Annotated in this window: 17 protein-coding genes, 1 tRNA gene and 1 other annotated feature; all 18 genes read left to right on the top strand. The window is 36.5% G+C overall.

Features of this window, described 5'->3' with window-relative positions; translation table 11 throughout:
• The first annotated feature begins 99 nt into the window (after positions 1-99).
• The 18 genes from CIB29_RS06075 to CIB29_RS05990 all read left to right on the top strand — a co-directional run bounded on the left by CIB29_RS06075 (position 100) and on the right by CIB29_RS05990 (position 21,321).
• Positions 100-819 (top strand): phosphatase, encoded by a 720-nt coding sequence (locus tag CIB29_RS06075; RefSeq protein ID WP_094547798.1) that lies wholly within the window; start codon positions 100-102, stop codon positions 817-819.
• A 13-nt stretch (positions 820-832) separates the two neighbouring features.
• Positions 833-1,774: an ROK family protein gene (locus CIB29_RS06070; protein ID WP_094547797.1), complete on the top strand. Its 942-nt coding sequence runs from the start codon at positions 833-835 to the stop codon at positions 1,772-1,774.
• Between the two features lie 206 nt (positions 1,775-1,980).
• The gene (gene murB, locus CIB29_RS06065; protein WP_242965077.1) at positions 1,981-2,898 is read left to right on the top strand and encodes a UDP-N-acetylmuramate dehydrogenase; all 918 of its coding nucleotides are present in this window, start codon (positions 1,981-1,983) and stop codon (positions 2,896-2,898) included.
• A 4-nt stretch (positions 2,899-2,902) separates the two neighbouring features.
• Positions 2,903-3,775: an RNase adapter RapZ gene (gene rapZ, locus CIB29_RS06060; protein WP_094547795.1), complete on the top strand. Its 873-nt coding sequence runs from the start codon at positions 2,903-2,905 to the stop codon at positions 3,773-3,775.
• Positions 3,775-4,953 carry a gluconeogenesis factor YvcK family protein gene (locus tag CIB29_RS06055; protein ID WP_242965076.1) on the top strand — a complete coding sequence of 393 codons (1,179 nt, stop codon included), beginning with the start codon at positions 3,775-3,777 and terminating at the stop codon, positions 4,951-4,953. The genes rapZ and CIB29_RS06055 overlap by 1 nt, the downstream gene beginning before the upstream one ends.
• 83 nt (positions 4,954-5,036) lie before the next feature.
• A complete protein-coding gene (locus CIB29_RS06050) occupies positions 5,037-7,019 on the top strand; it encodes an amylo-alpha-1,6-glucosidase (protein ID WP_094547791.1) in 1,983 nt (660 codons plus the stop codon).
• Positions 7,020-7,072: 53 nt separating this feature from the next.
• Positions 7,073-8,029, top strand: coding sequence for a DNA-binding protein WhiA (whiA, locus tag CIB29_RS06045; RefSeq protein WP_094547789.1), 957 nt, complete (start codon positions 7,073-7,075; stop codon positions 8,027-8,029).
• 201 nt (positions 8,030-8,230) lie between these two features.
• The gene (locus CIB29_RS06040; RefSeq protein WP_094547787.1) at positions 8,231-9,295 is read left to right on the top strand and encodes an HD-GYP domain-containing protein; all 1,065 of its coding nucleotides are present in this window, start codon (positions 8,231-8,233) and stop codon (positions 9,293-9,295) included.
• 233 nt (positions 9,296-9,528) lie between these two features.
• Positions 9,529-13,023, top strand: a complete 3,495-nt coding sequence (locus CIB29_RS06035) for a DNA polymerase III subunit alpha (RefSeq protein ID WP_198543785.1) — start codon at positions 9,529-9,531, stop codon at positions 13,021-13,023.
• Between the two features lie 193 nt (positions 13,024-13,216).
• The gene (gene mtrB / locus CIB29_RS06030) at positions 13,217-13,450 is read left to right on the top strand and encodes a trp RNA-binding attenuation protein MtrB (protein ID WP_094547783.1); all 234 of its coding nucleotides are present in this window, start codon (positions 13,217-13,219) and stop codon (positions 13,448-13,450) included.
• A gap of 45 nt (positions 13,451-13,495) precedes the next feature.
• Positions 13,496-13,693 carry a hypothetical protein gene (locus CIB29_RS06025; RefSeq protein ID WP_094547781.1) on the top strand — a complete coding sequence of 66 codons (198 nt, stop codon included), beginning with the start codon at positions 13,496-13,498 and terminating at the stop codon, positions 13,691-13,693.
• 63 nt (positions 13,694-13,756) lie between these two features.
• Complete coding sequence (gene pfkA, locus CIB29_RS06020) at positions 13,757-14,719, top strand: 6-phosphofructokinase (RefSeq protein ID WP_479724519.1); 963 nt, start codon at positions 13,757-13,759, stop codon at positions 14,717-14,719.
• 80 nt (positions 14,720-14,799) lie between these two features.
• Complete coding sequence (gene pyk / locus CIB29_RS06015) at positions 14,800-16,554, top strand: pyruvate kinase (protein WP_094547777.1); 1,755 nt, start codon at positions 14,800-14,802, stop codon at positions 16,552-16,554.
• 93 nt (positions 16,555-16,647) lie between these two features.
• A complete protein-coding gene (locus CIB29_RS06010; RefSeq protein ID WP_094547775.1) occupies positions 16,648-17,073 on the top strand; it encodes an acyl-CoA thioesterase in 426 nt (141 codons plus the stop codon).
• 265 nt (positions 17,074-17,338) lie between these two features.
• Entirely contained in the window at positions 17,339-17,905 is a 567-nt protein-coding gene (pgsA, locus tag CIB29_RS06005; RefSeq protein WP_094547773.1) for a CDP-diacylglycerol--glycerol-3-phosphate 3-phosphatidyltransferase, read from the top strand.
• Between the two features lie 114 nt (positions 17,906-18,019).
• A tRNA-Pro gene (locus CIB29_RS06000) sits at positions 18,020-18,097 on the top strand.
• An 84-nt stretch (positions 18,098-18,181) separates the two neighbouring features.
• Positions 18,182-18,450 (top strand) — a binding site (T-box leader).
• A gap of 39 nt (positions 18,451-18,489) precedes the next feature.
• Complete coding sequence (locus tag CIB29_RS05995; protein WP_094547771.1) at positions 18,490-18,672, top strand: hypothetical protein; 183 nt, start codon at positions 18,490-18,492, stop codon at positions 18,670-18,672.
• A gap of 12 nt (positions 18,673-18,684) precedes the next feature.
• Positions 18,685-21,321 carry a valine--tRNA ligase gene (locus CIB29_RS05990; RefSeq protein ID WP_094547769.1) on the top strand — a complete coding sequence of 879 codons (2,637 nt, stop codon included), beginning with the start codon at positions 18,685-18,687 and terminating at the stop codon, positions 21,319-21,321.
• Positions 21,322-21,328 lie beyond the last annotated feature (7 nt).

Raw genomic sequence — 21,328 nt, 5'->3', positions numbered from 1 at the left:
ATGATTTTACATTGGAGGTATAACTGCTATGCGCATGCAAATACAGAAGTTAATGTAAGATCTTTAGTGCGTTCAATATAGTTTAATGGAGGAGATAAGTTGGAACTATTAATTGATACTCATTGTCATTCCGTTGCTACCGGACATGCTTATAGTACAATTCAGGAACTTGCAGAACAGGCAGCAAAGAAAGGATTAGAAATGATTGCAATTACTGACCACGGCGTAGCAATGGTCGATGCACCTCATTTATGGCATTTTGGAAATTTGAAGGTAGTACCGAGGGAGATCTATGGGGTTAAAATTCTGAGAGGTGTAGAAGCAAATATCATTGATATGGATGGGAACATTGACATGCCTGAAGAGTATCTTAGAAGACTTGATTGGGTTATTGCCAGTTTCCATGATGTGTGTATAAAGCCTGGCACGATAGAACAGCATACGCATGCATGGATTAAAGTTATTGAAAATCCTTATGTTGATGCTCTAGGTCATAGTGGTAATCCAGTATTTACTTACAACTTCGATGAAGTGTTGAGATGTGTAAAAGATTTTGATAAATTAGTAGAAATAAATAACCATTCCTTTTTGGTTAGGACTGGAAGTGAGATAAATTGCAAAATTATTGCACAAAAATGTAAGGAACTGGGCGTAAAAATCGTAGTCGGTAGTGATGCACATATCAGCTTTGATGTTGGGAAATTTGATAAAGTATATCAGCTTTTAGAAGAGGTAGGTATGCCTGAAGAGTTAATTATGAATACTTCAGCGCAGAAATTATTAGATTACCTGAAAAAAAGGAAAAATATTATTATATAAAGGGGGATATGTAATGTATATTGGTATTGATTTAGGTGGAACAAATATTGCCGTGGGTTTAGTTGATGAAAACGGTACTATTATTCACAAAGATAGTATTCCGACTAATGCTTCCAGACACTACTCTGAGATCATTAGAGATATGGCGCAGCTTTCTTTAAAGGTAATAGAAGATGCAGGATACCAATTAAAGGATATCAAATCTATCGGTATAGGGAGTCCGGGAACACCAAACAATGAGAAGGGTATTCTTGTCTATGCCAATAATCTTCAGTTTTATAATGTTCCAATGAGGGAAGAAATGCAAAAATATATTGATTTACCTGTGTATATAGAGAATGATGCTAACTGTGCTGCTCTTGCTGAGGCAGTAGCAGGTGCTGCAAAAGATGTAAACAACTCTATTACTATTACGCTTGGTACAGGAGTTGGCTCAGGCATTATCATTAATAAAAAGATTTATAGCGGGTTTAATTATGCCGGTGGAGAATTGGGCCATACAGTTATCGTGATGGATGGTGAACAGTGTACATGTGGGAGAAAAGGATGTTGGGAAGCTTATGCTTCTGCAACAGGCTTAATCCGGCAGACAAGGGAAGCGGCGGTAAAAAACCCCGATTCAATAATAAATAAATTGGTAGACGGAGACTTAGATAAAATAGGTGGTAAAACTGCTTTTGATGCTGCAAAAAAAGGAGACCCGGTCGGCCAAAAGGTAGTAGAGACATATATAAGATATTTGGCAGAAGGTATTGTTAATGTAATAAATGCTTTTCAGCCTGAAATGCTGGTCATCGGCGGTGGTATTTGCAAAGAGGGAGATTATCTTCTTAAACCGCTAAGAGAACTGGTTAAAGACAAGGTATACAGCAAAGATATTCCACAAACCGAGATTAGGATTGCACAGTTGGGTAATGATGCAGGGATTATAGGTGCAGCCATGCTGGGTAAGTAGTTTGAAGGTTTCTCAAAAAAAATGTGTATAGGATATCCTATATACATTTTTTTTTGGTATAATAGGACTGAGATTAAGGCAAAGGATATGATTGATAAAACAATTAATCTCAATCTTAGTAGTAATATATTAGGGACTGTAAGGATACAATAAAATGATAGGCTAAAATTAAGGAATTAAAACTGAAAATTTGTGGAGGGTGGAGAGTGGAGAGGTATAATGAGCTTATAGAAAGTTTAAGCACCATTATAAGTGAAAAAAATATACTTCAAAATGAATCTATGAAAAATCATACTTCCTTTAAAATTGGAGGTTGTGCAGATATAATGGTGCTGCCCCAAAACTATGAACAATTAGCCCAAACAGTCAGATTATGCAGAGAACAAAACATAGAATATTTTCTTATGGGAAATGGCTCTAACTTGCTAGTAACAGACAAAGGAATAAGAGGGGTTGTTATAAAAACCGTAAATTTCCTAAATAAGATTGAAGTATATGAAAATTATATAGAGTGTGAAGCAGGGGTTCTGCTTTCTAAGTTGGCTCATGCAGCATTGCAAAATGGATTAACCGGGTTGGAATTTGCCTCGGGTATTCCAGGTACACTGGGTGGTGCAGTAGTAATGAATGCAGGGGCCTATGATGGTGAAATGAAAGATGTTGTAATTGAAACAAAATATATCGATGAGGATGGAAAATTTTGCACCGTGGCAGGAGAGCAGCATAAATTTGGATATAGGACCAGTATATTTCAGGGAACAAATAAAATAGTAGTGAGTTCCAGACTCAAACTTGAATATGGCGATAAAAAGAGTATTAAAGAAAAAATGGATGATTTAAATAAGAGAAGAAGAGACAAACAGCCGCTGGAAATGCCTAGTGCCGGAAGTGTTTTTCGCAGGCCGGAGGGATATTATGCTGGAAAGCTTATACAGGACAGCGGATTAAGAGGTTACAGCATTGGAGGAGCTCAAGTATCAGAAAAACATTGTGGTTTTATTGTAAATAAAGGAAATGCAACAGCTCAGGATGTACTAGATTTAATAAAATACATACAAGAAACAGTAAAGTCTAAGTTTGGTGTAGCGTTAGATACAGAAGTGAAAGTAATTGGTGAGAGGTGATCGAATGAGGTTCGTAATTATTACCGGATTATCAGGGGCGGGAAAAAGCCAGGCAATTAGATGCATGGAAGATTTGGGATTTTATTGCGTTGACAATATGCCACCGGCATTGATACCAAAGTTTGCTGAAATATGCTTTCAATCCCAGGGGAAAATAGAGAAGGTGGCGCTTGTAATTGATATAAGAGGTGGAGATTTATTCAACGAACTTTTCAATGGACTGGATTCTTTAACAGAAGCGGGATATATGTATGAAATTCTATTTTTAGAAGCAAGTGATGAAGTATTGATTAAACGATATAAAGAAAGCAGACGAAAGCATCCGCTGGCTTCTGAGGGCAGAATTGTTGAAGCAATTGAAGCCGAAAGGAAATTATTGCAGGACGTAAGAAACAGGGCAGACCATATCATTGATACTTCAAATTTACTGGCCCGCCAGTTAAAAGAACAATTAACCAGTATATTTGTTGAGGGGAAACAGTTTGAAGGTATTATTATCACTGTTTTATCTTTTGGTTTTAAATATGGAATACCGTTGGATTCAGATCTTGTATTTGATGTAAGGTTTCTCCCCAATCCATATTATATAAACTCGTTGAAAGACCATACCGGACAAGATGAGGATGTAAGAAATTACGTACTTAAGTGGCCGCAAGCGAATGAGTTTCTTAAAAAGCTTGAGGATCTGGTAGAGTTTCTCATACCCAACTATATAGAAGAAGGTAAATCGCAACTGGTAATATCTATTGGTTGTACAGGGGGAAAGCATCGTTCAGTAACAATTGCAGAAGCCTTATATAAATACCTTATTGAAAAAAATCATAGAGCTATTATTCATCATAGGGATATTGAAAAAGATAATAGAGGTGGACAATAGTGAATTTTAACAGGGGGTTTGAGACCATAAGCAAAGGAATAACGTATTGGCGGGAGAGCATAAAAAACGTATTTAAAAATAATAAAATAAAAATTACAATTGATGAAGATGGGATAGGAAACCTTGTATATGAAAGAAGCGTAACAGTAAAAGGTCCCAGGATCGTTGCTCTGGGTGGGGGCACAGGGCTTTCTACCATGTTGCGTGGATTAAAATTTTATACATCAAATTTGACTGCGGTGGTTACCGTTGCGGATGATGGAGGTGGATCGGGTATCCTAAGACAGGATTTAGGAATGCTGCCTCCAGGAGATATTCGAAATTGTATTTTAGCCTTGGCAGATACTGAACCAATAATGAAACAGCTATTACAATATAGATTTACAGAAGGAACTTTAAAAGGCCAAAGTTTTGGAAATTTGTTTCTGGCAGCTATGAACGGTATTTCTAATAGTTTTGAAGAAGCGATACAAAGGATGAGTGATGTATTGGCAGTTACCGGGAGGGTACTTCCTGTTACCTCTCAGGATATACAACTGTGTGCACTGTTGGAAAATGGAATAGAGGTGTGTGGAGAGTCAAAAATTGCAGAACAAAAGAGGATGTATAATAGCCGTATTAGAAAGGTATATCTGATTCCGGAAAATGTGGAACCACTGAACGATGTAATGGAAGCGATCTCCAAAGCTGATATTATTGTCATAGGCCCCGGAAGTCTTTATACAAGTATTTTGCCTAACCTTATCGTAAAAGGTGTAGCCCAAGCAATAAAAAACAGCAGGGCTCTTAAGTTATATGTATGTAATATTATGACGCAGCCTGGTGAGACAGAGGGGTATACTGCTCATGATCATGTTGCTGCAATTGAGGAACATGTAGGTAAAGGATTAATTGATTATTGTATTGTGAATACCCAATCAATCCCCCAGGAATTATTAAGTAAATACAGGGACGATGGAGCACAAGCTGTGGTAGTAGATAAAAACAAGTTTAAAGAAGAAAACATAACGTTAATTGAAAAAGACATCTTAAGTACTTCTAATGGGTATATAAGACATGATACAGATAAGCTTGCAAGAATTATTGCCCGCTTGGTATTAAACGAAGTTCTATATAAAGATAAGAGAAGAATAATAGATTACTATTATGTAAAAGATAGATTAAAGAAGAAAGATTGAGGTTTAGATTAAGATTTTTGAACATCAGGATTGTGAATGCAAAACCTCAATCTCAATCTTAATCTCAACATGTGGAGGACGGCATGGAATTTGGAAAGGATAGCTGGAGAACTTTTGAACAGGGAATACAAAGGGAATGGCTGCTGACTAACGGAATAGGAGGTTTCTCTTCGTCTACTATTATAGGTGCTAATACAAGAAGATATCATGGTCTCCTTATAGCTTCATTAAAACCGCCTGTAATGAGACATCTTATTCTTTCAAAATTGGATGAAAGTATAATTATAAATGGTATTTCATATAATTTATATACCAATCAAACCATCGGACATATTAGTGAAGGATATTTATATCAGCAGAGATTCATAATGGACCCAATACCTACTTATGTTTATAATGTGGAAGATATTTTTATAGAGAAGAAAATATGCATGGTTTATGGAGAAAATAAGATTATCATTATGTATAAAATTATTCCCGGTGAGAGGGGTTGCAAACTAAAAATAGCCCCATTAGTTAACTTCAGAGATTATCATTTTAATTCCTCCAAAAGTTATTTAAATTTTGAACAGAGAGAGGAAGAGAATGGGACTGTTGTAAGGCCTCAGTATTATGATATTGATATATTCTTGAATATTAGTGAAGGCAGGTATATAAAGCAGGATGATCTATATTTTTACAATATGGATTATGCCATTGAACGGGAAAGAGGTTTGCACTCTATCGAGGATCATTATATACCGGGATTATTTGAAGTGGAAATTAATCCTGGTAAAGAAAAGTATATTACCATTACCGCTGGCATCGGACAACAGGAAAAACTTGATGGAAATAGAGTGATAGAAGCTGAGTTAAACCGGATAAACTCACTGGTCAACAATGCAGGGTATCAAGATGATTTTGTAAACAGTCTGGTAAAAGCATGTGATAATTTCATAGTTTATCGTGAATCTACCCATTCAAAAACTGTAATTGCGGGTTATCCCTGGTTTACCGATTGGGGAAGAGATACTATGATTTCATTACCAGGGTTAACGTTGGTAACAAAAAGATATGATGATGCTAAAAATATTTTATACACCTTTTCACATTATATAAAACATGGGCTAATTCCTAACATGTTTCCTGACGCTGGCGAAGAACCTGGGTACAATACGGTTGATGCTGCCCTTTGGTATATTCATGCCGTTTATAAATACTTACAATATACAGGAGATTATGAGTTTATAAAGACAAACATATATGAAAGACTTAAAGAAATTATTGACTCTTATGCAGGAGGAACTCTTTACAATATAAAAATGGATGATGACGGTTTAATTAGTGCAGGAAGCTCAGCAATACAGCTCACATGGATGGATGCAAAAATAGGTGATTGGGTTGTAACGTCCCGCCATGGCAAAGCGGTAGAGGTTAATGCATTATGGTATAATGCATTAAATATTATGGCACATATTTCAGGGTACTTTGGTGAAAATAATTTCAGATATCTTGAAATTGCCTCTCGAGTAAAAATATCTTTTGAAAAGCAATTTTGGAATGAGAAAAAACAGTGTTTATTTGATATTGTTAATGAAGAAGGAAAGGATGATAAAATAAGACCGAATCAAATTTTTGCTATGAGTCTTGCTTTTCCAATCATTGAAGGGGAAAAAGCCCGTCATGTAGTGAATGTTGTGTTACAACAACTTTATGCTACATATGGATTAAGAAGTTTATCACCCCTTAATAATGAATATATTGGCATATATGCAGGTGACCAGTTTAAGAGAGATGCAGCTTACCATCAGGGGACTGCATGGAGCTGGTTGATTGGACATTTTATTACTGCTTACAGAAAAACTTATAATTATTCTGAAGAAAGCAGGCAATTTTGCCTTAATTTGATACGCCCCTTCAAAGACCATTTAAAGGATGCCTGTGTCGGTTCAATATCAGAAATCTTTGACGGTAATCCGCCCAATATCCCACGGGGTTGTTTCGCACAGGCATGGGGAGTAGCAGAGGTGCTGAGGGCTTACGTAGAAGACATTTTATTAATTAATGAAAGACCAAATTACCAGTAAAAAATTTTTGAATGATATTATGGAAAGAGCGTTTCATAATTGGGGGTGAGGAAATGTCTTTCTCTTCTAGAACAAAGAATGAATTGTGCAGATTAGAAAAAGATGGTAACTGTTGTTGTATTGCTGAACTTGCGGGGATTATTTGTTTTGCAGGTATAATTAAGAATGGAACTGATGAAAATTATTTAAAGATTAGTACTGAAAATGCTTCGGTTGCAAGAAGGGTATTTAACCTGACCAAATGGACCTTTGGAGTTCATACAATTATAAATATAAAAAAGAATAGGTCACCTAAGCATATGAATAGTTATTCTCTATATGTCAAGGATAAAGAGAACCTAAGTAGAATTCTTAAAGAGTTGAGATTAATTAGCAGTGGAGGAGACTATGAAAACTTGATATGTTTTCGAATAAATAACCATATGGTTGATAGGGAATGCTGTAAGAAAGCATTTATAAGAGGGGCTTTTTTAGGAGGGGGGTCAATAACCGATCCTGAAAGCACATATCATCTGGAATTGGTAACCCACCATTATCTTTTAAGCAAGGATGTATGTGATCTTCTTGGACAATTTGACCTTCAGGCCAAAACAATCTTAAGGAAATCTAATTATGTTATTTACTTTAAAGGAAGTGAAAACATTGTTGATTTCTTGAATATAATAGGAGCACACAAGTCTTTGATGGAATTAGAGAATATACGTATTATGAAAGAGATGAGAAACAATGTAAACCGCATGGTGAATTGTGAGACAGCTAATCTGGAGAAGACTGTAAATGCCTCGTTAAAACAAATACAAAATATAGAATTTATACAAAATACTTTAGGATTGGAGAAATTACCAGCAGTTTTACAGGAAATTGCCAGATTGCGATTAGAATATAAGGAAGCCAGTCTAAAGGAATTAGGAGAAATGCTTCATCCTCCTATCGGAAAGTCAGGGGTTAACCATAGGCTAAGAAAGTTACAAAATATTGCAGAAAACCTGCAGAATGCCCATAAGAAATAGTGTTTTTTTACATGGGTCTAAAGGACTATTTTTTACAAAATCCAGAGGTTTTATAGGATTTCCTCTTGTATTTATAAAGTATCTATGATATTTTAAAATTGCTGTAAATAATTGTAGAAAAATATGATATTTTAGACTTTATGATAATGGTATGACCGGACTATTTCGTGCTTTATTGTACCAATTAACTGGGGGAAACAAATGAGAAAAATATCATTAAGCAACGTTCAAAGTGGTATGAAGCTGGCAAGGTCCATCTATACAGAAAACGGACATATATTACTAGGTGCCGGTATGGAACTTAAGCAAGCATATATTAACCGTTTAAAAGACTGCAATATATCAGAAATATATATAGAGGATGAAATCTCAAAAGATATAGATGTCAGAGATGTTATCAATGAAAGGACCCGTGTGGAAGCAAAAGCCTTAATTAAAAATATTATGGATGAGTGTAAAACCACTTCTCATTTTACTTCCGATCGGGTCAAGAGTATGGTAAACCGAATTATTGATGAATTACTGGAAAATAAAGATATTTTAGTAAATCTTAGTGATTTGAAAACTGTGGATGATTATACCTTTGCCCATTCGGTCAATGTCTGCGTCCTTTCCCTTATTACTGGAATCAGGCTGGGACTTAATCAACTAAGGTTAAGGGATTTGGGAGTTGGTGCCTTATTGCATGACATTGGCAAAGTGGTTATCCCAGAAGAGATTCTAAAAAAACCGTCCCAGTTAACAGATGATGAATTTGAAAAAATAAAACAGCATACGGTTTTAGGATATCAAATGGTAAAGGATAATCCAAACATCAGTGCTTCTTCAGCTTATATTGTACTTGGACACCATGAAAGATTTGATGGAAGTGGTTATCCTCTTAAGATCAAAGGTGAAAATATTCATTTATTTGCCAGAATTGTAGCTATTGCTGATGTTTATGATGCACTAACATCCGATAGAGTGTACAGAAAAAAAATAAAAGTCCATGAAGTAATCGAATATATTACTGCGCTCGGTGCACAACAGTTTGACAAGACTATTCTACAATGTTTTGTAAGAAATATTGCATTATACCCTGTGGGAACAGGGGTCTTACTTAGTGATGGAGCAAAAGGTATTATAGTGGACGTTAATAGAGAATTACCAACAAGGCCAATTGTCCGTATTATCTATAATAATAATGGGCAAAAAGCTGATGCTTTTACAGAAATAGATCTAACAAAAAGGTTAAATATAATGATAGTAGATACGTGTGAAATATAGTTCATTTAGAACTATATAAATAACACTAAATATCTTACATGCATTGTGACGGATAAGCAGCACCATGTATGGAATGTTGCAGCCGGAAAATCACCATGGAGGGTGATTTTAGCTTGAGATTAAGATTGAGATTATTTATGAGCTTTATATTTTCTCAATCTTAATCTTTTTCTTTTGGGCAAAATACATTATAATAATAACTAGAGAACACATCAGGAAGGCGATTAGGCATGATGAAATCATTTGTCCATTTGCATGTGCATACACAATATAGCCTGCTGGATGGGGCATGTAGAATTAAAGACCTGGTAAAAAAAGCGAAAGATCTTGGAATGGATAGTATTGCTATTACTGACCATGGCGTAATGTATGGTGTTATTGAATTTTATAAGGAAGCGAAAAAAGAAGGTATTAAGCCTATTATAGGTTGTGAGGTATATACGGCTGCACGTTCGCGCCATGATAGAGTAAGCGAATTAGATGGAAACCAGGGGCATCTTGTCCTTTTAGCAAAAGATATTACAGGGTACAAGAATCTCATGAATATTGTCTCTATAGGCTTTACCGAGGGCTTTTACTATAAACCGAGAATAGACTTTGAAATACTGGAAAAATATCATGAAGGCCTTATTGCTCTTAGTGCCTGTCTTGGAGGAGATATACCGAAGGCTTTGCTAAATGGTAATTATGAACAGGCAAAGCAATTGACATATAAGTATGCCGGTATTTTTGGTAAAGATAATTTTTATTTAGAATTGCAAGACCATGGTATTCACGAACAACGCATTGTAAATCAGCAGCTTGTTAAGCTTTCAAAAGAAACAGGCATCGGTTTGGTTGCTACTAACGATATTCACTATATCAGCAAAGAAGATGCCAAAAACCAGGATGTTTTAGTATGTATTCAAACGGGAAAAACTGTAGATGAAGAAGACCGGTTAAAATTTGAAACTTCAGAATTCTATTTAAAATCAGCAGAAGAAATGGTGGAATTATTTCCTTTTGCATTAGAAGCAATAGAAAACACTGTAAAGATTGCCGAGCGATGCAATGTAGAATTTGAATTTGGAAAGTTGCATTTGCCTTCTTATCACGTTCCAGACAACATAGAACCTTTTGACTATTTGGCCGGTTTATGCCAGCAAGGGTTAAAAGCCAGATATGGGGAAATAACTCCAGAAATTCAGCACAAGCTGAACTATGAACTTGAAGTAATTAAGAATATGGGATATGTAGATTATTTCCTCATCGTATGGGATTTTATAAAGTATGCCCGGGACCATGGAATTATGGTCGGACCAGGCAGGGGATCTGCAGCTGGAAGCCTGGTATCTTATTGTCTGGGTATAACCAATATTGATCCCATAAAATACAATCTTTTGTTTGAAAGGTTCCTTAATCCTGAACGAATCAGCATGCCTGACATAGATATAGATTTTTGCTATGAACGCAGGCAGGAAGTTATTGATTATGTTATAGGGAAATATGGTGAGGATAGAGTTGCACAGATAATTACCTTTGGAACCATGGCAGCACGGGCAGCCATCAGAGATGTGGGTAGAGCACTTAATATACCCTATGCAGATGTAGATATTGTAGCAAAACATATTCCATTTGAACTGGGTATGACCATTGATAGGGCACTTGAAGTAAACAGTGATTTGAAAAAAATGTATGAAAATGATGAAAGAGTTCGGCAGTTAATTGATACGGCGAAAGCACTTGAAGGACTTCCACGCCACGCATCAACTCATGCGGCAGGCGTCGTTATTTCTAAAGAACCTATATCCACCTATGTACCCTTGCAAAAAAATGATGACAATATAACCACCCAGTTTCCTATGGGAACGCTGGAGGAATTAGGCCTTTTAAAGATGGACTTTTTAGGTCTGAGAACATTAACGGTAATACGAGATGCTGTTAATATGATTAAGCAATCGAAAAACATAGAAATTGATATTAACAGTATTAGTTTTGACGATAAACCGGTGTTTGAAATTTTGTGCCAGGGTTATACGGAGGGAGTATTCCAGCTTGAAAGTGCAGGAATGAAGCAATTTATGAAAGAACTACAACCCCAGTCATTGGAGGATATCATTGCAGGTATCTCCCTGTACAGACCCGGACCGATGGACCAGATTCCACGTTATATAAGGAATAAGAATAATCCTCATGAAATAAGATACAAGCATCCTCTGCTTGAAAATATCTTAAATGTTACCTATGGTTGTATCATTTACCAGGAACAGGTTATGCAGATTGTGCGGGAATTAGGAGGATATTCCTTAGGCCGGGCAGACCTTGTAAGGCGTGCCATGTCAAAAAAGAAAGCCGACGTAATGGAAAAAGAAAAAAATAACTTTATTTACGGGATTGTCGATGAAACAGGAGAGGTGATTCTTCCCGGAGCAATTAGAAGAGGTGTAGAGGAACGAGTGGCAGAGGAAATATTTGATGAAATGATGGATTTTGCCAAATATGCCTTTAATAAATCGCATGCTGCTGCATATGCAGTTATCGCATACCAGACTGCATGGTTAAAATGCTATTATCCTACAGAATTTATGGCTGCACTGCTTACGAGTGTTCTGGATAACAGTACAAAGGTGTCTCAATATATTCAAGAATGTAAAAGGTTGGGTATTAAACTTTTACCTCCTGACATTAACGAAAGCTATGATGGTTTTACTGTGTCGGGTAACTGTATAAGGTTTGGACTGGTCGCAGTTAAAAATGTAGGGAGAAACATCATCAGGGATGTAGTTGAAGAACGTACAACAAGAGGAGCCTTTAAAAGCTTTAGGGATTTCTGTGAAAGAATGAGTGAAAAAGACCTTAATAAGAGACTGATAGAAAGTCTGATAAAATGTGGTGCATTTGACTGCTTTGGGGTGTATCGTTCCCAATTGATGGCGGTGTATGAAAAAATTATAGATAGCATTGGACAAAACAAAAAGAGAAATCTTGACGGACAAATCTCTTTGTTTTGTAACGAATTTAACAGCAGGCATAATTTTTCAGTGAATGATGATTTGCCTCAAATTAAGGAATATCCTGTGAAGGTGCTGTTATCCATGGAAAAGGAGACTATTGGATTATACCTTTCAGGGCACCCTCTGGATCCGTATCGGATCCAATTAGATCAGGTTATCAATGCGACAACTGCAGACATTTTATCTTTAGAAGAAAATATATCAGAAACTAATTTGAATCACAGCACTAAAGTTTTAGCCGACGGGACTGAAGTCATTTTAGGTGGAATTATCATTAGCAAGAAAACAAAGACAACAAAGAATAATAGTCTTATGGCCTTTATTACATTGGAAGATTTATTTGGTACTATAGAAGTAATTGTATTTCCGAAAATTTTAGACAAATATTACAATTATATTATAGAAGATAATATTGTTACAATAAAAGGAAGAATAAGCATACGGGAGGAAGAGCAGCCTAAAATATTATGTGAAGAAATAATGCCATTAAAGATGATTAGTAAGGCTAAAAAATTATATATAAAAATCAGGAGTAAAAATAATAACATATTAGACAGGGTAACTCCGGTTTTACGTTTTTTTAATGGTGATACCCCGGTGTATGTGTACTTTGAAGAAAATGAGAAAATAACTGTAGCTTCCAGGGATATGTGGGTCAATTTGAATGATCTTTTAATTACAGAATTAAAAAATATTGTAGGAGATGAGTGCATAAAAGTTGTAGACTGCGGTTAATAGGCGTTAGAACTTAACATGAAAAAATCAATGGGCGTATATTTTTAGTTGAAGAATATTATGGAAAGAACGTTGCGAAAAGGCTTAGAGCCTATTATAACAATATTTTTTAACTAAATTAAATGCACCCAAAATCAATAAATGTATTGATTTTTATACTAAAATAATATAATATTAGTGCGAGGTGTTTTATATGAGTGAAGAATATAATAGTATATCAGGAGACTATATTATAGTAAAAGCGGAAGAAAATGGTGTAAATATAATCGGGTTGACAAGAGGAAAAGATACCAAATTTCATCATACCGAAAAACTGGACAAAGGAGAAGTATATATTGCCCAATTTACCGAAAACACTTCTGCAATGAAAGTAAGAGGAAAAGCAGTGATATACTGTAAGCATGGTGTTATCAATGTTGGTGAATAGTATGTCTTCCTTTGGGCATAGCATGTTGAGGAGGGGCGTGTTATTATGTGGACTGTAGTTTATATGGCCCAGAGTAAAGAAATTGTTATAAAACTGCAGCAGGTATTGGAAAAAGAAGGGTTGTTGGTAAAGATACGGCCTATAAGCAAAAATTTAGATAATAACGATAATTATTATGAGGTGCTTGTTCCTGAATCGGAAGTAGAAGAAGCACACAGCATTATTATTGATACAGGGTTTTAACCCTTTTTTAAAAAGTTTATTAATTAATTAAAATAACTATTGAGGGGGATATTTATGGCAGAAATAAAGACAATAGGTGTATTAACCAGTGGTGGAGATGCTCCAGGTATGAACGCTGCTATTCGTGCCGTTGTACGTGCAGGGATCCACTACGGACTTAAGGTAATGGGCATAAGAAAAGGATATAATGGTCTCATTAATGGAGATATTTTTGAAATGAACCTGAGGTCAGTTTCAGACATTTTGCACCGGGGAGGTACTATACTACAAACTGCCAGAAGTGCTGAATTTGCTACAGAAGCCGGTTTGAATAAGGCTGTAACCATTACCAAGATTTTTGGAATTGACGGCATTGTCGTAATAGGCGGTGATGGCTCTTTCAGGGGCGCAAGGGATTTAAGCAATTTAGGTGTTCCGACGGTAGGAATTCCTGGAACCATTGATAATGATATCGCATGCTCCGATTATACCATCGGATTTGATACTGCTTTAAATACTGTAAAGGATGCCATCGATAAGATCAGAGATACGGCCACCTCCCATGAACGATGCAGTGTTATTGAGGTAATGGGCAGGCATGCGGGATATATTGCAATACATGCGGGTATTGCTACCGGTGCTGAAGCAATTATTATTCCGGAAAAAGAATTTGACTTTCATAGGGATATCATAAAACCTATTATAGAAGGAAAGCACAGAGGCAAAAAGCATGACATTGTTATTTTAGCTGAAGGTATTGGTGGTGCCGTTGAAATGGCAAAGAAAATTCAGGCTGAAACCGGAATTGAAGCCAGGGCAACTATTTTAGGACATATTCAAAGAGGTGGAAGCCCTACTGTAATGGACAGGGTTATTGCCAGTCAGATGGGAGCTAAGGCTGTACAACTGCTTAAAGATGGAATCGGAAACAGAGTTATCGCTATGAAAGATAACAAAATAGTCGATTTTGATATTGTAGAAGCATTAAATATGACAAAGACTGTTGATCAGGATATGGTAGAACTTGCAAAGATATTGGCAATGTAGTAATATTAATAATAGTTAGGTTAAAGAGTGAAGAGTATAACTTTTCACTCTTCATTTTTGAAAGGAGATCATTATTACTTATGAGAAAAACTAAAATTGTTTGTACTCTGGGGCCAGCAACGGATGACATCAACGTATTGAGAAAGCTTATAGAAAAAGGTATGAATGTAGCAAGGCTGAATTTTTCTCATGGCAGCCATGATGACCAGCAAAAGAGAGTAGATGCATTAAAAAAAATAAGGGATGAATTGCAGGTACCTGTCGCTTTGTTGTTGGATACTAAAGGGCCTGAAATAAGAATTAAGCACTTCAAAAATGATGTTGTCGAATTAAAAGAAGGACAAATATTTACTCTAACCACCAGAGAAATTGAGGGTGATGCAGAAATCGTATCTATTACCTATAAAAATCTCCCGCAAGATGTAAGAAGTGGAAATAGAATATTAATAGATGATGGATTGATTGAATTAATAGTACAAGAAGTCAGTGATACCGACATCAAATGTGAAGTCCAAAATGGCGGCAAGGTAAGCAACCATAAAGGTGTAAACGTGCCGGGTGTATCCATCAAATTACCTTATATTAGTGAAAAGGATAGAGAGGATATATTGTTTGGTATAAGGAATGATTTTGACTTTATTGCAGCTTCTTTTGTTCGAACAGCCCAAGATGTGTTGGAGGTAAGGAAAATACTTGAGCAAAATGGCGGGAAAGGAATTCAGATTATTGCCAAAATTGAAAATGGTGAGGGCGTCACAAACATAGATGATATTTTAAGAGTCAGCGATGGTATTATGGTTGCCAGAGGTGATATGGGTGTTGAGATTCCTCTGGAAGAGCTTCCTGTCATTCAAAAAATGCTAATTGAGAAGTGTTACCAGGCAGGTAAACCGGTAATTACCGCAACTCAGATGTTGGACTCGATGATTAGAAATCCGAGACCTACCCGTGCAGAGACTACGGACATTGCAAATGCGATTTATGACGGAACCAGTGCTATTATGCTTTCGGGGGAAACTTCAGTCGGTAAGTATCCTGTTGAAAGTCTGGTAACAATGGCAAGAATAGCTAGAAGGACCGAAGATTCAATTGACTACAAAAAAAGATTTGCAATCACACAATTTAATTTATTACCTAATGTTACGAATGCTATAAGCCATGCCACCTGTACCACTGCCCATGACCTGGGTGCTGCAGCAATCATATCTGTAACCAAATCGGGGCATACGGCAAGAATGGTTTCAAAGTTCAGACCGGCATGCCCAATTATAGCAACTACAGTTTCTGAAAAGGTCTATAGGCAACTGGCGCTTTCATGGGGTGTTTATCCTTTTTTATCGGAATTAAAGGTAACAACTGATGATTTATTTGAGCATGCCGTTGAAAAAGCTGTACAATCAGGGATTGTAAAAAATGGTGACCTTGTAGTGATTACAGCAGGTATGCCGGTAGGCATAAGCGGTACTACCAATATTTTAAAAGTCCATTTGGTTGGTCATGTGTTAGTAGAAGGAAGCGGTGTAAATAATTTGTCGGTAAGTGGAAATGTGTGTGTTGCAAAGAGCGCTGAACAGGCACTAAGAGAATTTAATGAAGGAGATATACTGGTTATTAGTTCAACTTCCAATGAACTCCTGCCCATTCTCAAGAAAGCGAGCGGAATTATCACAGAAGAAGAAGGAATCACCTCCCATGCTGCAATTGTAGGCATGACTCTTGATATCCCTGTGATTACGGGAGCAAAAGAGGCAACAGAAATACTAAAGAGTGGTACTACCGTTACTATTGACAGTTCAAGGGGCCTAGTATATAGTGGAGTAACGAAAGTGCTATAATTTATAGTTCGGGGTTCGGAGTTAAAAACTACATAAATGAGAATTTCTGGGATCCGAATCCCGAACTCCGAACTATATACTGGAGGTTTAACTATGTATATTAACGAGACGAAAATCAAGGTAAGATATGTCGAAACTGACCAGATGGGAATCGTACATCATTCTAACTACTACTCCTGGTTTGAGGTGGGGAGGACGGAATTTTTTGAGCAAACAGGGATGTCCTATGGGGATATAGAGTGTCAAGGTATTCTTTTTCCACTTATAGAGAGCGGCTGTATATACAAAGAAGGAGCGAAATACCAGGATGAGTTGACTATAAGGACGTGGATACAGGAGTTGGGGAATGTCCGGGTTACCTTCTGTTATGAAGTTATTAGAGATAGAGACCATAAGCTGTTAGCTGCAGGGAAAACGGTACATGCATTTGTGAACAGGGAATTTAAACCAATCAATTTAAAAAAGATAAATAAAGATTTGTGGGAGAAACTAAAGGTATTGATTGCAACTGAAGAATAAAGATTAAACGTTTATTATAAATACTGTATTATGTTATAGATACTTAATCTTATTTTATCTTATTTTTTATCTCTATGGGTGTATTTAATTTAGTTGATGAATATTTATGGAAAGAACGTTGTGAAAAGGCTTAGAGATTGGAATAATATTCATCAACTAAAAAATATCCACCCTATATCTATCTTTACTTTATATATGAGTATAATATATAATGTAAAATGAAATTATAAAGTTTATGCTATAATTTTATTTTTGAGGTGATTCGTTGAATATTCCAAATATATTGACAACTATTAGATTTTTGCTTGTTCCGGTTTTTGTATATTTTTTCTTTTCTGATTTGGAAAATAGTTACTTTATCTCTGCAATTATATTTATATTTGCCGGTGTGACTGATGTTTTAGATGGATATATTGCAAGAAAATGCAACATGATTACAAAATGGGGAAAATTATTAGATCCCTTAGCAGACAAGCTTATGCAGCTTACCGTAATATTTTGTCTGACGTATAGGGGGCTTGTGCCTTTGTGGGCAATTTATATTATTCTGACAAAAGAAATACTTATGGTGCTTGGAAGTATATTACTCTATAGAGATGAGATTGTTGTTAGTGCTACATGGTATGGTAAAGCTGCAACTGTTTTATTTTACTTAGCGATTCTGGCTATTATACTCCTGGATACATCTGATATGCAGAGTACATTTTTGATAGGGATTGCAGTAGGCAGTGGAGTTTTTGCTTTTGTAAGATATAGCCTAAATTTTAAACAGATAAAGTTTTCTCATAAGCATAATTTTAACATGGCAAATAGAAGTGAAAAAAACAAATAAGATTTTAAAAGTAAATCTTGAAAAATTCTTTAGAATACTTTATAATGTAAAAATAGTGATAGGTAATCAATCTATTTAAGCTATTAAAAAAAATAATTTCAAGTATATGTTCGTCGGGGTGTAGCTCAGTTTGGTATGAGTGCTTGGTTCGGGACCAAGAGGCCGTGGGTTCGAGTCCCACCACTCCGACCAATCTTTTAGAAACGTATTACAAAGGTTCTTGTAAAAACAAAAAAATAAGCAGTTGCAGAGAAATGGAAATTTAAAGCAAAAACCATATCAACGATGAAAGAGAAGAGTATGCACTGGCTGTTCTTAAGAGAGGAAAACCCGCAGGCTGGAAGGTTTTCTAGAAAAAGGGTGCTGAAGGTAGCTCTGGAGTTTCACGACTGAAGTGAATAGTAGGTTGTGACGGTGGTTCCGTTAATGCTGTGTGAATGTGTGACTTTTTAGAAGCACACATCTATAGAGAGCTCATGATTTAGAGTAGTGGAATTGGCATGAGAATAAAGGTGGTACCGCGGGAATATACCCCCGTCCTTCAAGTGAAGGACGGGGGTTTTAATTATATATGGAGGAGTTGGATGATTATAGACATATTGGCGTTTTTGTTACTGGCAGCAGGTGCATTGATTGGTTACAAAGCCGACTTTTTGTATAAAATTATAAAAGGCAGTAATCCGGATGAAAAACAGTTGATTGTTTTGAAAATTGCGGGTTTACTCATAGTAGTTATTGGTATGATATTAATTTTTTATAGAAAGTAGGAGGCACGATTTATGGAAGAAGCTAAGAACATTGCAAAAACCTATGATCCTCAGCAGGTAGAGGAGAGATTATATAATGAGTGGATGGAAAAAGGATATTTTAGGGCAGAAGTAGACCCTGACAAGGAACCCTTTACCATTGTTATTCCTCCTCCAAATGTTACCGGTCAGCTCCATATGGGCCATGCACTGGATGAAACCTTACAAGATATTCTGATTCGATGGAAGAGGATGCAGGGGTATAGCACCTTGTGGTTACCTGGCACTGACCATGCCGGAATTGCAACTCAGATAAAAGTTGAAGAGATGTTGAGAAAAGAAGAAGGATTAAGCCGTTATGATTTAGGTAGAGAGAAATTTTTAGAAAGGGTATGGGAATGGAAGCATACTTACGGTAACAGGATCATCAACCAGCTAAAAAAATTAGGAAGTTCCTGTGATTGGTCAAGGGAACGCTTTACAATGGATGAGGGTTGTTCCAAAGCGGTAAGGGAAGTATTTGTTAATTTATATGAGAAAGGGCTTATTTACCAGGGTAACAGGATTATTAACTGGTGTCCGAACTGTGTTACAGCCCTTTCTGATGCAGAGGTAGAATATGAGGAAAAGGCAGGACACTTCTGGTATATCAAGTATTACGTAAAAGATAGCGATGAATTTATTACCATTGCGACTACCCGTCCGGAAACAATGCTGGGGGATACAGCAGTTGCCGTACATCCCGAAGATGAAAGATACAAGCACCTTATTGGAAAAACACTGATACTGCCGCTGGTAAATAGAGAAATTCCGGTTATTGCCGATGAATATGTTGATAAAGAGTTTGGTACCGGAGCGGTAAAAATTACCCCTGCCCATGACCCTAATGACTTTGAAGTTGGTATGAGGCACAACCTTCCTCAGATTAAAGTCATGAACGATGATGCAACCATTAATCATCATGGTGGCAAATATGAAGGAATGGACAGGTATGAAGCAAGGAAAGCCATTATAGAAGACCTAACAGGGGCAGGCTTGTTACTGCAAACAAAAGACCATGTCCATAACGTGGGACAATGTTATAGATGCGGTACTACTGTAGAACCTATCACATCCAAACAGTGGTTTGTCAAGATGAAACCATTAGCAGAAGCTGCTATTAAGGTTGTTAAGGATGGCACCATTCAATTTGTTCCGGACCGGTTCAGTAAAATTTATTTGAACTGGATGGAAAATGTACATGATTGGTGTATATCAAGACAGTTGTGGTGGGGACACCGGATACCTGCTTATTATTGTGAAGATTGTGGAGAAACGATTGTTTCTAAAGAGGATATCACCGGTTGTACAAAATGTGGGGGGAAGGTTATTCAAGACCCCGATGTATTAGATACCTGGTTTAGTTCAGCCCTATGGCCGTTTTCTACTCTTGGCTGGCCTGAAGAAACGGATGACTTGAACTATTTCTATCCAACCAGTGTTCTTGTAACCGGATATGATATTATCTTTTTCTGGGTAGCAAGAATGATTTTCTCTGGAATGGAACATATGAAAAAAGAGCCTTTTAAATATGTATTTATCCATGGAATTGTCCGTGATTCCGAGGGACGAAAAATGAGTAAATCTTTAGGAAACGGTATAGATCCTCTTGAAGTAATAGAAAAATACGGTGCCGATGCGCTAAGATTTACCCTTGCTACAGGAAATTCCCCGGGAAATGATATGAGATTTTACTGGGAGAGGGTAGAAGCAAGCAGGAACTTTGCCAACAAGATATGGAATGCTTCAAGATTTGTATTAATGAATCTGGAGATCAATGAAAACAAACTTCCTGAGCTGGAAAAATTGACGCTGGAAGACAAATGGATTCTCAGCCGTTATAACAACCTTGTAAAAGAGGTAACAGATAATCTTGATAAATTTGAATTGGGTATTGCAGTACAAAAGCTGTACGATTTTATCTGGGATGAATTCTGCGACTGGTATATTGAGCTGGTTAAGCCGCGCTTATATGACAAGCAGTCAACCAGCAGGCTTGAAGCACAATATGTATTGACTTATGTGCTTTCAAATACATTAAAATTATTGCATCCCTTTATGCCATTTATTACCGAAGAAATATGGAAGCATTTACCTCATGAAGGTGAAAGCATCATGATTTCGGCGTGGCCTAAATATCATGAGCAGTATAATTTTGTTGAAGAAGAAAAACAAATGAGTGTTATTATGGCTGCAATTAAAAGTATAAGAAATATCAGGGCTGAAATGAATGTTGCTCCTTCCCGGAAAGCGAAATTGTATGTAGTAACGGCTAATGTAGAAACCTTCCAAAAAGGTAAAGTCTTTTTTGAAAGGTTGGCGGGGGCATCTGAAGTGATACTATCAGCTCAGAAGGAAGATATTCCTGAGGATGCTGTATCTGTAGTGGTAGAAGGGGCGGAAATGTTTATTCCTCTGGATGATCTGGTAGATAGGGAAAAAGAAATAGAGAGGCTGGAAAAGGAAAAACAGAACCTTGAAAAAGAAGTGCAAAGGGTAAACAGCAAACTTAACAATCACGGTTTTGTATCAAAGGCACCGGCACATGTTGTGGAAGAAGAACGGCAAAAGGGTCAGAAGTATGCTGACATGCTTGCAAAGGTTGTTGAAAGGTTAAAGAGTTTGAAGTAATATATTT

Origin of the sequence: Petroclostridium xylanilyticum (genome assembly GCF_002252565.1) — a bacterium.
Classification (GTDB): Bacteria; Bacillota; Clostridia; order SK-Y3; family SK-Y3; genus Petroclostridium; species Petroclostridium xylanilyticum.
The sequence above is the reverse complement of the archived record's forward strand: the minus strand, read 5'-3'. Positions and strand labels throughout refer to the sequence as shown.